The 13,813-nt window shown below is 66.2% G+C and carries 9 protein-coding genes and 1 pseudogene; 3 read left to right on the top strand and 7 right to left on the bottom strand.

Annotation, left to right across the window (positions count from 1 at the left end; genetic code table 11):
* Positions 1 to 22 precede the first annotated feature (22 nt).
* The gene (locus C9I57_RS04960) at positions 23 to 1,285 is read left to right on the top strand and encodes an HlyD family secretion protein (protein ID WP_107149528.1); all 1,263 of its coding nucleotides are present in this window, start codon (positions 23 to 25) and stop codon (positions 1,283 to 1,285) included.
* A 36-nt stretch (positions 1,286 to 1,321) separates the two neighbouring features.
* Positions 1,322 to 2,884, top strand: coding sequence for a DHA2 family efflux MFS transporter permease subunit (locus tag C9I57_RS04965; protein ID WP_107149529.1), 1,563 nt, complete (start codon positions 1,322 to 1,324; stop codon positions 2,882 to 2,884).
* Between the two features lie 113 nt (positions 2,885 to 2,997).
* On the opposite strand, the gene truB is transcribed toward C9I57_RS04965, so the two are convergent.
* The 7 genes from truB to scpB form a co-directional block, all read right to left on the bottom strand.
* Positions 2,998 to 3,951, bottom strand: a complete 954-nt coding sequence (truB, locus tag C9I57_RS04970) for a tRNA pseudouridine(55) synthase TruB (protein ID WP_107149530.1) — start codon at positions 3,949 to 3,951, stop codon at positions 2,998 to 3,000.
* Positions 3,952 to 4,059: 108 nt separating this feature from the next.
* On the bottom strand, positions 4,060 to 4,428 hold the full coding sequence (rbfA, locus tag C9I57_RS04975) for a 30S ribosome-binding factor RbfA (protein WP_107149531.1): 369 nt from the start codon (positions 4,426 to 4,428) through the stop codon (positions 4,060 to 4,062).
* Positions 4,429 to 4,606: 178 nt separating this feature from the next.
* The gene (infB, locus tag C9I57_RS04980; RefSeq protein WP_107149532.1) at positions 4,607 to 7,528 is read right to left on the bottom strand and encodes a translation initiation factor IF-2; all 2,922 of its coding nucleotides are present in this window, start codon (positions 7,526 to 7,528) and stop codon (positions 4,607 to 4,609) included.
* 147 nt (positions 7,529 to 7,675) lie between these two features.
* Positions 7,676 to 9,151, bottom strand: coding sequence for a transcription termination factor NusA (gene nusA, locus C9I57_RS04985; RefSeq protein ID WP_107149533.1), 1,476 nt, complete (start codon positions 9,149 to 9,151; stop codon positions 7,676 to 7,678).
* Positions 9,151 to 9,606 (bottom strand): ribosome maturation factor RimP, encoded by a 456-nt coding sequence (rimP, locus tag C9I57_RS04990; protein WP_018438728.1) that lies wholly within the window; start codon positions 9,604 to 9,606, stop codon positions 9,151 to 9,153. Before rimP ends, nusA begins: the two co-directional genes overlap by 1 nt.
* Before the next feature lie 387 nt (positions 9,607 to 9,993).
* Positions 9,994 to 11,652: a 23S rRNA pseudouridine(2605) synthase RluB gene (gene rluB / locus C9I57_RS04995; RefSeq protein ID WP_107149733.1), complete on the bottom strand. Its 1,659-nt coding sequence runs from the start codon at positions 11,650 to 11,652 to the stop codon at positions 9,994 to 9,996.
* Positions 11,653 to 11,711: 59 nt separating this feature from the next.
* Positions 11,712 to 12,638, bottom strand: a complete 927-nt coding sequence (gene scpB / locus C9I57_RS05000; protein WP_107149534.1) for an SMC-Scp complex subunit ScpB — start codon at positions 12,636 to 12,638, stop codon at positions 11,712 to 11,714.
* A 776-nt stretch (positions 12,639 to 13,414) separates the two neighbouring features.
* On the opposite strand from scpB, the pseudogene C9I57_RS05010 reads away from it, so the two are divergent.
* Positions 13,415 to 13,810: pseudogene (locus C9I57_RS05010) on the top strand (transposase); the annotation flags it as partial.
* Positions 13,811 to 13,813: the final 3 nt, after the last annotated feature.

A 13,813-nucleotide genomic window follows, 5' to 3' on the forward strand; every position in this document is an offset into this window, starting at 1 on the left:
CCGAGAACCGGAGAGCATTTCCATGAGCGAGACCCAACAATCCGCCGCGCCCACTCAAGCGCAAACGCCGCCGTCGGGCAACGGCAAGCGCAAATTTTTGATGTTGCTGCTCGTCGGCGTGATCATCGTCGCCGCGATCGCGTACGGCCTCTACTACTTCCTCGTCGCCCGCTACCACGAGGCGACCGATGACGCCTATGTGAACGGCAACGTCGTCCAGATTACGCCGCAGGTGACGGGGACCGTCATCGCCGTCAATGCCGACGATACGCAAAACGTCAAGGTGGGCGATCCGCTCGTCGTGCTCGACGGCGCCGATGCGCGCGTCGCGCTGCAGCAGGCCGAGGCCAACCTCGCGCAGACCGTGCGCCAGGTTCGCGGCATTTTCGTCAACAACGATCAATACCGGGCGCAGGTCGCCGAGCGCCAGGCCGATCTTTCGCGCGCGCAGGACGACTTGCGCCGTCGCCTGACCGTTGCGCAGACCGGTGCGGTCTCGCAAGAGGAAATCTCGCACGCGCGCGACGCCGTAAAAGCCGCGCAGGCCGCGCTCGACGGGGCCCAGCAACAGCTCGCCTCGAACCGCGCGCTGACCGCCAACACGACGATCGCGACGCACCCGAACGTGCTCGCCGCCGCGGCGAGGGTCCGCGACGCCTATTTGAACAACGCGCGCAACGTGCTGCCCGCGCCCGTGACCGGCTATGTGGCGAAGCGTTCGGTGCAAGTCGGCCAGCGCGTGTCGCCGGGCACGGCGCTGATGGCCATCGTGCCGCTCAGCTCGCTCTGGGTCGACGCGAACTTCAAGGAAGTGCAGCTCAAGCATATGCGCATCGGCCAGCCCGTGACGCTGACCGCCGATGTCTATGGCTCGTCCGTCGTCTATCACGGCACCGTGGTCGGGTTCTCGGCCGGCACGGGCTCGGCATTCTCGCTGCTGCCCGCGCAAAACGCGACCGGCAACTGGATCAAGGTCGTGCAGCGCCTGCCCGTGCGCGTCGCGCTCGACCCCAAGGAATTGCAGGCGCATCCGCTGCGCATCGGCCTTTCGATGCAGGTCGACGTCGACATCAAGAACGACAACGGCAGCCAGCTCGGCAATGCGCTGAACACGGTCTATCAGACGGACGTATTCAAGAAGTACGGCGACGAGGCCGATGCCGAAATCGCGCGCATCATCGCCGAGAATGCCGGCCCGAATGCGAACGTGCCGGCCGCGCAAGCGAAGGTGCCCGCGGCGCGCGGCACGGCCGCCAAGGTCGCAAGCGGCGCGTCGTTGATGTAAGCGCGCGAACGAACTCCTATCGAAAGAGAAAGCGCAATGGCTCAGCAGCAAGTCACGCATCCGCCGTTAAGCGGTGCGCAGCTCGCGATCGGCACCGTGGCCGTCTCGCTCGCCGTGTTCATGAACGTGCTCGATACGTCGATCGCGAACGTGTCGATCCCGACCATCTCGGGCGACCTCGGCGTCTCGTCGGACCAGGGCACGTGGGTCATCACCTCGTTCGCCGTCGCCAACGCGATCTCGGTGCCGCTCACGGGCTGGCTGACCGATCGCATCGGACAGGTGCGGCTCTTTCTCGCGTCGATCGTGCTGTTCGTCGTCTCCTCGTGGATGTGCGGCCTTTCGCCGACGCTGCCTTTCCTGCTCGTTTCGCGCGTGATTCAGGGCGCCGTGGCCGGGCCGATGATCCCGCTCTCGCAAACGCTGCTGCTCGCGAGCTATCCCCGCGCGAAGGCGCCGCTCGCGCTCTCGATGTGGTCCATGACGACGCTGATCGCGCCCGTCGCCGGCCCGATTCTCGGCGGCTGGATTTCCGACAACATCTCGTGGCCCTGGATCTTCTACGTCAACATTCCCGTCGGCGTGGTCGCGGCCATTGCGACGTGGGCGATCTTCCGCAAGCGTGAGTCGCTCGTGAAGAAGGCACCGATCGATACGGTGGGGCTCGCGCTGCTCGTGATATGGGTCGGCTCGCTGCAGGTCATGCTCGACAAGGGCAAGGACCTCGACTGGTTCTCGTCGGCGACGGTCGTCGCCCTCGCGCTGACGGCGCTGATCGGCTTTGCGTTCTTCGTCGTCTGGGAGCTGACAGCCGAGCATCCCGTCGTCGATTTGTCGCTCTTCAAGAAGCGCAATTTCACGGGCGGCACGGTCGCGCTCTCGATCGGCTATGGGCTCTACTTCGGCAATCTCGTGCTGCTTCCGCTCTGGCTGCAGACCGACATCGGCTATACCGCGACCGACGCCGGCCTCGTCATGGCACCGGTGGGCGTCTTCGCGATCATGCTTTCTCCGTTGACGGGCAAGTTCATGCCGCGCATGGATCCACGCCGGATCGCGACGGCCGCTTTCTGTGTGTTCGCGCTTTGCTTCTGGATGCGCTCACGCTACACGACGGGTGTCGATACGTGGTCGCTCACACTGCCGACACTCGTGCAAGGCATCGCCATGGCCGGGTTCTTCATTCCGCTCGTGTCCATCACGCTGTCCGGGTTGCCCGGTCATCGAATCGCGGCCGCTTCGGGGCTGTCGAATTTCGTCCGCATCATGTGCGGCGGCATCGGCACGTCCATCTTCACGACGGCCTGGGACCATCGCACGAGCTTCCATCACGCGCAGCTGACCGAGCGCGCGAGCACGTTCGATCCGACGTTCACGCAATCGATGGCGCAAATGGGTGCGGCGACGGGCACGGATCCTTCGCAGCAGTACGGGCTGTTCGATCGGCTCGTGACGCAGCAAGCCGCGCAGCTCGCCGTCAATGACCTCTTCTATCTGTCGGCGGTCATCTTTATCGTGCTGATCGGCCTCATCTGGATCACGCGGCCGGAGCGAGCCGGCGGCGGCTCGGCCAGCGCGGCGGCATCGGCGGCGCACTGATGACGGCGCACTGATGACGGTGCATTGATGACGGTGCACTGAACCGGCGCACCGACGGTACGGAGACAGCCCCTTCAACGAGCGTACTGAGCGTTGGGGGCTGCGGTTCAGATTTATTTCACCGTGACGAGGCGCTCCGGCGCCAGCACGCCGGCCACGGCGCGCGCCACGCCGAGCAGCGCGCCGTCTTCGGCACGATACACGCGAACCCGCGCGCCCTCGGCCGGATCGCCTTCCGTTGTCGAGCCGGCGAGCTCAGGCATTTCGGCGAGGCGCAGCCGCTGACCGTGCTGAAAGCGCCGCGCTTCTTCCTCTCCCAGCCGAACCGCCACGAACGTCGACAGCAAGGCGTCGACCGGCCGCAGCACTGAATCGCGCGCGGAGGCTTCCATCATCGACAACGCGTCGAGCGTCACCGCATGCTCGAGCGTCAGTGCGCCGACGCCCGTGCGCCGCAAGGCGACGAGATGCGCACCGCAGCCCAGGCCTTCGCCGATATCCTCGGCGAGCGTGCGGATGTAGGTGCCCTTGCTGCAGGTGACGCGAAACGCGATATCGGGCAGCGCGCAACCGAGCACCTCGAGCGAGCGGATCGTCACAGTGCGGCCCTCGCGCTCGACGACCTGTCCCGCCCGCGCATACTCATAGAGCGGCTTACCGTCACGCTTGAGCGCCGAGTGCATCGGCGGCACCTGAACGATCTCGCCGCGAAAGCGCGCAAACGCGGCCGCAAGCGAAGCTTCGTCGATATTCACGACCGCGCGCGTTTCGAGCACTTCGCCCTCCGCATCCCCGGTCGAGGTGCGAATGCCGAGGCGCATCGTCGCCTCGTAAGTCTTGTCGGCGTCGAGCAGGTCTTGCGAAAATTTCGTCGCCTCGCCGAAGCAAAGCGGCAGCAGACCCGACGCAAGCGGATCGAGCGTTCCCGTGTGACCGGCTTTCAGCGCGAGAAAAAGGCGCTTGGCGGCCATCAGCGCGTCGTTGCTCGAGAGCCCGACGGGCTTGTCGAGCAGCAGTACGCCGTCGAGCGCGCGGCGCGGCACGCGCGGGCGTTGGGGTTGGTTCATCGTAAAACTAGCCTCGGTTTGAAACCCTGCCCTTCAGGGCGGCGAGCCGGGGACCGCGGCCTCAAGGCCGGTTCTGGGCAGTGGCTGGCGACGGCGCGGCGTGCGAGATCAGTCGTCCTTCGCACGCGTCGCGTTCGCCTGATCGATGAGCCGCGACATTTCGACGGCCTTTTCGATCGTCTTGTCGTAGTGGAAATGCAGCGTCGGAACGGTGTGAATGTGCAATCGCTTGAAAAGCAGATTGTGCAGGTGTCCCGCCGCATGGTTGAGCGCCGCCTGCGTCGCGTCGGGGTCGCCGGAGAGCGTCGTGAAGTAGACCTTCGCGTGCGCATAGTCGGGCGTCAGCTCAACGCTTTGGACCGTGACGAGCCCGATGCGCGGGTCCTTGACCTCGCGCATGATGAGTTCCGACAGATCGCGCTGGATCTGATCGGCGATCTGCACGTTGCGGTTCGGGGTATTACGTTTCTTCGACATGGCGAATTCCTGATGCCAATTCCTGATTCGATCGATGCGCGCTCGGCCGTTCGGCCGTTCGGCGCTGCCGCGTTCCCGCTTTCATGCAGCCCGCGCCGACTGGCAGCCGCCACAAAAGCAACGGGCGGGACGGGCCACGAAGCCCATCCCGCCCCAACCTTCTTTCAGCGCGCCGGGCTTACAGCGTCCGTGCGACTTCGGTCACTTCGAACACCTCGAATTGATCGCCTTCGACGATGTCGTTGAAGTTCTTGATCGACATGCCGCATTCGAAGCCTTGCTTCACTTCCTTCACGTCGTCCTTGAAGCGCTTCAGCGAATCGAGCTCGCCCGTGTGGATGACCACGTTGTTACGCAGCACGCGCACCGACGACGTACGCTTCACGACACCGTCCGTCACCATACAGCCGGCGACGCTGCCGACCTTCGGCACGCGGAACACCTGACGCACCTCGACCATGCCCGTGACGACCTCGCGCTTCTCCGGCGCGAGCATGCCCGACATCGCCGCCTTCACTTCATCCACGGCGTCGTAGATGATGTTGTAGTAACGGATATCGATGCCGTTCGACTCGGCAACCTTGCGCGCCTGAGCATCGGCGCGCGTGTTGAAGCCGATGATGACCGCCTTCGATGCCGTCGCGAGGTTGACGTCCGATTCGCTGATGCCGCCAACGGCGCTGTGCACGATCTGCACCCGCACTTCGTCGGTCGAGAGCTTCTGCAGCGCCTGCACGAGCGCTTCCTGCGAGCCTTGCACGTCCGCCTTGACGATGAGCGGCAGGTTCTTGACCTCGCCTTCGCCCATCTGCTCGAGCATGCTCTCGAGCTTCGCGGCCTGCTGCTTCGCAAGCTTCACGTCGCGGAACTTGCCCTGGCGGAACAGCGCGATCTCACGCGCCTTGCGCTCGTCCTGCAGCACCATGACCTCTTCGCCCGCCGCCGGCACTTCCGAAAGCCCTTGAATCTCGACCGGGATCGACGGTCCCGCCGTCTTCGTCGCCTTGCTCGTTTCGTCGAGCATCGCGCGGACACGGCCGTAGGCGCTGCCTGCGAGCACGACGTCGCCACGCGTGAGCGTGCCCGACTGCACGAGAATCGTCGCGACAGGGCCCTTACCCTTATCGAGCTTCGCCTCGATGACGAGACCCTTCGCCGGCGCCTCGACCGGCGCCTTCAACTCGAGCACTTCGGCCTGCAACAGAACGTTCTCGAGCAGATCGTCGATGCCATCGCCCGTCTTGGCCGAAACCGGCACGAACGGAGAATCGCCGCCGTACTCTTCCGGCACGACGCCTTCGGTAACGAGCTCCTGCTTGACGCGCTCGGGGTTCGCCTCCGGCTTGTCGATCTTGTTGATCGCGACGACGATCGGCACGCCGCCCGCCTTCGCGTGAGCGATGGCTTCCTTCGTCTGCGGCATGACGCCGTCATCGGCCGCCACGACGAGAATGACGATGTCCGTCGCCTTCGCGCCGCGCGCACGCATTGCCGTGAACGCTTCGTGACCCGGCGTATCGAGGAACGTGATCACGCCGCGCGGCGTCTCGACGTGGTAGGCGCCGATGTGCTGCGTGATGCCGCCCGCCTCGCCGGCCGCGACCTTCGCGCGGCGGATGTAGTCGAGCAGCGACGTCTTGCCGTGGTCGACGTGGCCCATAACCGTGACGACGGGCGGACGCGGCAGTTGCTCCGCATCGCTCGCCTCGCCTTCGACGAGCAGCGCTTCCGGATCGTCGAGCTTGGCCGCGACCGCATGATGCCCGAGTTCCTCGACGACGATCATCGCCGTCTCCTGGTCGAGCATCTGGTTGATCGTAACCATCTGACCGAGCTTCATCATGATCTTGATGACCTCGGATGCCTTCACGGACATCTTGTGCGCGAGATCGGCGACCGTGATCGTTTCCGGCACGTGCACCTCGCGGACGATCGGCTCGGTCGGCGCCTGGAACGACGTCGCCGCTTCCTGATGCTTGCCGCGCCCCTTCGGGCCGCCGCGCCAGCCGCGGTCGACACCGCCGCTCGAATCGCCGCGCGTCTTGATGCCGCGCCGCTTGGCCGCGTCGTCCTGCCAGCCGCCCTTGCCGCCGGGCTTCTTCTTGTCCGCGGACGGCTGAGCCGCCGGAGCGGGCGTCTGAGCCGCACCCGGTGCCGCCTTGCGCGCGGCCGGACGGGACGCCGCGGCGCCTTCCGGGCGCGCGGGCTTGTGCAGCGTGCCCTTGCCTTCGGCCGTCTTCGCCGCCGCTTCAGCAGGCTTCGCCGCCGGTGCCGGCTCGGGCGCCTTCACCTGGGCCCGGCGCGGGGTATTCATCATTTCGCGAATCGCGCGCGCTTCGGCCTCGGCCGCCGCGCGGCGCTTGGCGATTTCCGCCTGCTCGGCGCGCGCCTTCTCGGCGGCTTCGCGTGCCGCATCCTCGGCCTTCTTCGCAGCCTCGCGCTGCGCGGCCCGCTCGGCGGCGGCACGCTCTTCCGCGGCCGCACGCTCGGCCGCTGCGCGCTCGTCGGCGGCGGCACGTTCGTCCTCGGCCGCGCTGCGCTCGGCTTGCTCGCGCGCAGCCACTTCGGCGCGTTTTTGCGCCGCTTCTTCCTCGGCGCGGCGGCGCTCGGCCTCGGCGGCCTGCTCGCGGGCCTGACGCTCGGCTTCCTCGCGCTCGAGGCGCTCCTGGCGCTCCTTCAATTCCTGCGCCTGCTTCTCGAGCAGCTCCGCTTCGCGGCGCGCTTCTTCCTCGCGCCGCTGCAGTTCGGCGCTTTCATCCGCCTGGCCGGCGACATCCGCCGCAGCCGCTTCGCCCGGCTCCTCGCGCTTGACGAAGACGCGCTTCTTGCGCACTTCAACCTGAATGGTGCGAGCCTTGCCCGTCGCGTCGGATTGCTTGATCTCCGACGTGTGCCGGCGGGTCAGCGTGATCTTGCGCTTGTCCGCATCGGTCGAACCGTGTGCCTTGCGCAAGTGGTCGAGCAGGCGCGCCTTGTCCGATTCGGACAGGGCATCGTCTTCACTCGCTTTCTGTACACCCGCTGCCTGAAGCTGCTCGAGGAGCACTCCAGCAGGCATCTTCAGTTCCGCGGCAAATTGGGCTACGTTGTTACTCGCCATTCATTCCTCTTAGTGCAAGGACCGATTCCTTGCGGTTAGCATCGGGGTGTGCGGCCAGCCTCTCGGGGACAGCGAACGATCGTGCGTGATACCTGAGATCGTCCTGTCCGCGGCCGCTTTACGTTTCAGTGCGTCATAGTCGTTCACTCACTGAAACCAATGTTCACGTGCTTTCATGATCAACGCCTTCGCGGCTTCCTCTTCCATTCCAGTCAATTCGACCAATTCGTCGACAGCAAGCTCCGCCAGCTCGTCGCGCGTTTGAATCCGGTGCGCCGCGAGCTTCGCCAGCAGGTCCGAATCGACGCCCTCGAGGCTCTTCAGGTCGAGCGACGCGTTTTCGACCTTCTCCTCGTTCGCGATCGCCATCGTCAGCAGTGCATCGCGCGAGCGGTTGCGCAGCTCATGGACGGTGTCTTCGTCGAACGCCTCGATCTCGAGCATTTCGTTGAGCGGCACGTAGGCAATCTCTTCGAGGCTCGTGAAGCCTTCGTCGATGAGAATGTCGGCCACTTCCTCGTCCACGTCGAGCCGCGCCATGAACAGATCGCGCAGGAGACCGCGCTCCTGGTTCTGCTTTTGCGCAGATTCGTCCGGCGTCATGATGTTGATCTGCCAGCCGGTCAGCTCGCTGGCGAGTCGGACGTTCTGGCCGCTGCGGCCAATCGCGACCGCGAGCTCGCTTTCGTCCACGACGACGTCCATCGAGTGCTTTTCCTCATCGACGACGATCGACTGGACCGCTGCCGGCGCGAGCGCGCCGATCACGAACTGGGCGGGATCCTCGGACCATAGCACGATGTCGACGTTCTCGCCACCGAGCTCGTTTCGCACGGCCTGCACGCGCGAGCCGCGGATGCCGACGCAGGTGCCGATGGGGTCGATCCGCTTGTCGTAGGCGACGACGCCGATCTTCGCCCGCACGCCCGGATCGCGGGCCGCGGCCTTGATCTCGAGCAGCCCCTGCTCGATCTCCGGCACTTCCATCTCGAACAGCTTCATCAGGAACTCGGGCGCGGTGCGCGAAAGCTCGATCTGCGGGCCGCGCGCGGTGCGGTCGACCTTGGCGATATAGGCGCGCACGCGGTCGCCGACGCGCAAATTCTCCTTCGGAATCAGCTGGTCGCGACGCAGCAGCGCTTCGACGCGGCCCGACTCGACGATGAAGTTGCCCTTGTCCAGGCGCTTCACCGTTCCCGTCATGATCTTTTCGCCGCGCTCGAGGAAATCGTTCAGGATCTGCTCGCGCTCGGCGTCGCGCACCTTCTGCAGAATCACCTGCTTGGCGGCCTGTGCACCGATCCGGCCGAACTCGATCGAGGGAATCGGCTCTTCGATGTATTCGTCGATCTGAATCTCGGGCTGCTGCTCGCGTGCTTCGAACAGGAGGATTTCCTGGTCCGGCTCTTGCAGGCCGGCCTCGTCGGGGACGACGCGCCAGCGGCGATACGTTTCGTGCTCGCCGCTCTCGCGATCGATGTGCACGCGAATGTCGACGTCTTCCTCGAAGAGCTTTTTGGTGGCCGAAGCAAGGGCGGCTTCAAGCGCAGCGAACACGACATCCTTGTTGACGTTCTTCTCGCGCGCCAGCGCATCCACCAGCATCAACACTTCGCGACTCATTATTTGCGGCTCCTAAAGTCAACGTGCGGGACGAGGCGTGCACGATCCATGTCCGCGAGCGTGAAATCCAGCATCGCGGCGCCCTCCTTCCCTTCAAATTCCAAACCGATCGTTTCGCCGTTCGGCGCATGAAGAATGCCCCGGTACGTCTTGCGTCCGTCCAACGGTTTTTTCAGCGTAACGACAGCCTCGCTGCCTGCAAAGCGTGCGAAATCCGCCAGCTTCTTGAGCGGCCGATCGAGCCCCGGCGACGATACTTCGAGCCGTTCGTAGTCGATGTTTTCAACCGTCAGAACGTGCTGGAGCTGACGCGTGACCTTTTCGCAGTCCTCGATGGCGATACCCGACGGCTGATCGATGTAGACGCAGAGGGATCCCCGTCCGGTCCGTTCGAGGTCGACCAGCTCGTAGCCCATGCCCGAGACCGTGGTTTCTATCAGTTCCGTCAGTTGCACTGTGCCCTCTAAGGTGTTCGCGCGCGCCACACGAAACCTCACGAGGCCGCACGCCTTGCCGGCGCACGGTGAAAGAAGTGCTACCCGAGATGCCGAACCCGGATTGTTAACGCTTAACGCCAAAAAAAAATGGGCTGAACGCCCATCTTCTTACCGGTGGTCGCCACCTGAGCCGCACAAGTGAAGCCGTACGCCCAGCGACTTTGCGATTCTAGCATTTTCCGAGATGGCTTGCAAAGCGAAGTGGCCCCGCAAGCCGCGCTCGACGAAGCGCGCTCGATTGTGCGGCCGGCGGCGCTCAGCGCGCCTTTCCGCCCCGGCGCCGCCTCTCGCACGGCGAGGCGCCCAAAGCGGCGGAACCGGCCGCTGCCGGCGCCACGGCGGCTGCTACCGGCCGCGCGTGCGGTTGCGCGGCGCCGGTCGCTGTCCGCCCGGATTGCCCGCGCGGTTGCCGTTCGCGTTGCCGCCGAAACCGCGCTTGCCGCCCGCGGGCGCCGCTCGATTGCCGTCGACGTCGCGCGGCGGGCGCGCGCCCTTCTTGCCGGGCCCGCCTGCGGCGGCACGGTTGCCGTAGCCGCGCGGAGCGTCGCCGAAGCCGCCCGCGCCACCGCCCGCGAACCCGCCGCCGCCGGGGCCGCGCCGTCCAGGCCCGCGCCCCTGCTGCTCGAAGCGGCCGTGCGCCGTCAATACCGGCTCGCGGCTGATGAAGCCCATCGACGTCTGCATCGGATCGGGCTGGCGCCGCTCCTGCGTCGCGCGCCGGGCGCCCTTATCCTCGGACGGCGCCTTGAGGCCGACCGACGCCATGAGGCCGCGAACTTCGTTGTCGTCGAGCTCTTCCCAGCGGCCGCGCCGCAAGCCGCGCGGCAGCGCCATCGGGCCGTGCCGCGTGCGGATGAGCCGGCTCACCATGAGACCGACCGCCTCGAACATCCGGCGCACCTCGCGGTTGCGACCTTCGGCCAGCGCGACGTGGTACCAGTGATTCGTGCCTTCGCCACCGCCGTCGCGAATGCGCAGGAAATTGGCGGGCCCGTCCTCGAGCTCGACGCCCTGCAGCAGCTTCTGGCGCGAGCTTTCCGAGAGCTCGCCGACCACGCGCACCGCGTACTCGCGCTCGACGCTGTAGCGCGGATGCATGAAGCGATTCGCGAGATCGCCCGAGGTCGTCAGCATCAGCAGACCTTCGGTGTTGAAGTCCAGACGGCCGACGGCGAGCCACTTGGCGCTTTTCATCGGCGGCAGCTTGTCGAACACCGACGGACGCCCCTCCGGGTCGGCATGGCTCACGATCTCGCCGGCCGGCTTGTGGTAGACAAGCACGCGCGGCGGCTTCGTCTGCACCCGGCGCTTGACGGGTTTGCCGTTGATGCGGACCTGATCGGTCGGCATGATCCGCTGCCCGATGTGAGCGGGCTCGCCGTTCACGGATACGCGGCCCGCGACGATGAGCTCCTCCATCTCGCGGCGCGAACCCAAGCCGGCCTCGGCCAGCACCTTGTGCAGTTTCGGCGCATCGTCGTCTGGCGCGAGCACGCGCTTGCCCGGGGCCGGCCGCCCGCGCCTCAGCATCGGCGCGCGCACGCCGCCCGTCGTGCTGTTGTCGGCATCGAAAGCCGGCGAAGTCACGTAGGCGAAAAGATCGTCCTCGGCGCCGGGCGCGTCCCCGCGCTTCTCGTCGGCCGGCGCGCGCTCGGGCCGGCGCGCCGTTGCATTGCGCCCGCCTTTGCCGGGGCCCTTTTTCGGTCCGCGAGCCTGCGCCGGCGCGGCGTCGCCGCCTTCGGTCTCGCGGGCTTCCGCCGCCTCGGCGGGCTGCGCCTGCGCGCCTTGTTCGCCCTTCGTCTTCGCCGCCGCGCGTCGACGCGCGATCAGACTGCGCGGCCCGCGCCGCAACCCGCGGCGCGGGCGTTCCTGATCGCCCGCTTCCGCGATTTGGGCGTGCGGTTCGCGCTCGCCGGCAGCCTGCGCCTCGTGCGCCTCTTCGCGGCCCGCGGCTTCGACGGCATGCCCCGATGCGGACAATTCGGTGTCGTGGGTATCAGTCAAAACAACCTCGATGTTAGATGGCGCGCGCCCGTCTCGGGCGCGAAAAAATTTCGCGGCGATCACGCACGGCGCGATTCGGCTTCGTCACCGGAGAACGTATCGTCGTCCTCGTCGGCACGGCCGGCGGGATCCTCGTGTTTCATGCGGACCGGAAGCGGCTCGACCACATGCAGCAAATGTGCACGCTCGCCGACTTCGCCGACGCCAGGGCCCGCCGCATCCTGCGCGGCGCTCGCGTCGTCATCGTCCTTTTGCGACGCTGCGTCTTCGGTCTCGTCCGACATGCCCGGGGCAACGTCGCACGAACCGTGCTCGGCTTCTTGCGGATCCTCTTGCGGATCCTCTTGCGCGGCATCGAGCGGTACCTGGGCGGCCTCGTCAGCTTCGGCGGTCTCGCCACCATGGCCACCCTCGGCGCCGTCGCTCGGGAAGTCGATCGCATGTTGCGCGAGCGGACTCGCATCGAGCTGGCCCGCTGGGTCCTCGAGCGGCGGCAGCTCGTCGAGCGCTTTCAGGCCGAGATCGTCGAGGAACTGCTTCGTGGTCGCGTAAAGCGCCGGCCGGCCCGGCACGTCGCGATGCCCGATGACCTCGATCCAGTTGCGATCCTCGAGCTGCTTGATCACCTGCGTATTCACCGTGACGCCGCGAATCTCTTCAATGTCACCGCGTGTGACGGGCTGCCGATAGGCAATGATCGCGAGCGTCTCCAGCACGGCGCGCGAGTACTTCGGCGGCTTCTCCGGATTCAGACGGTCGAGAAAGCCGCGCATCGCGGGCTTGCTCTGGAAGCGCCAGCCCGACGCCAACGCGACGAGTTCGACGCCGCGGCCGGACCACTCGTTCTTCAAATCCTCGAGCAGCGCACGGACCGTATCCGCCGAAACGCCGTCGGCGAAAAGCCTGCGCAAGTCGCCGACCTTCAGCGGTTCGTGCGCGCAAATCAAAGCAGTCTCGAGGACGATCTTCGCCTCTTGGGTATTCATGCAGCTAGGCCAGACCCTGTGTGGTCAAAGAACCGGATCAAACAGACGAAATGGAACTGAAGACGCGCTCGCCCGATTTTGATCGGTCATATTGATGGGAGCACGGACCGGGGGGCGGCGAATCGGACAGCAATCGAACCATGCCCAGCCGGACGGAGCGGCGGTATTCCGTGGAACTCGCCGCGCGATTGAACGTCATCTTACGCAAAATCCGAGGCCCCGTAAACGGGGGAGCCCGAACGCGCGGCAATGCCGCCACCGTGCCACCGCCGTGCCCCTGCAACGCGCCCGCGCCTGCCGTCAAAACCTCTCTTCGAAGCGCCGACCGAGATTTTTCGATGCGCCGCTCGAGTCGCTCCGATGCTGCAAGTGCAAAGGCATCCTCGAGCCGGCTGTCTCTCCGTTTCACCAAGCTTGCAGCGATCGCAGCGATGCCTCGCCAACCGTGCTTGCGGCGTCGCAATATTCGAGCGCGCGCGCACCCGCGACGGGCTGACCGCACAAGATTGGTGATTGCCCTGATTTTCGGGGCACGCATTTTGAAGTCAGATACGCGCCTAGCTGACATCCCGTCGGGCTTGATGCGACGCGGCTTTACGGCGTTTGCTTCATAAGTGGCACGCTTCCTGCGTTGCTCGGCGCGCGACGCCGGCATGATCCGCGACCCGATCGTTCGCGGCAAGAGCCGGCTCGTGCGACGTTCGTACATCGAACGTCTCGGGAGTGCGCGGCGCGGGGCGGCGCACCGGGGTTAGTTTCGCTGAGGTGAGGACATGATGCTGTTCGACGATTTGAGAGATAACGAATGGGCGCTGGTCGAGGCGTTGTTCTGTGCCGAGCCGGCACGGGCCGAGCGGCGCGGACGCCCTCGCGTGGAAGCGCGCGCAGTCGTCAACGCCGTGCTCTGGGTGCTCTCGACGGGTGAAGGTTGGTCGAAGCTGCCGGGCCGCTATCCTTCTCCGCCGACCTGTCGGCGCCGGTTCGACGAGTGGCAGGCCGACGGCACGCTCGCCGAGATCGTGAAGCGCCTCAGCGGCTGCGGACGCCAGATCTCGCTGCGCGGCCGCATCGGCACGGCGGCCGTCAAGCCGCCCGCGCCGCCGAGCCGCGACCGTCTGCGCGGCGCGTTCTGGACCAATCCGGAATCGTGGCGCGCCCCCGTCAAAATGGCCTGA

It is taken from the genome of Trinickia symbiotica, assembly GCF_003028655.1.
Taxonomy (GTDB): Bacteria; Pseudomonadota; Gammaproteobacteria; order Burkholderiales; family Burkholderiaceae; genus Trinickia; species Trinickia symbiotica_A.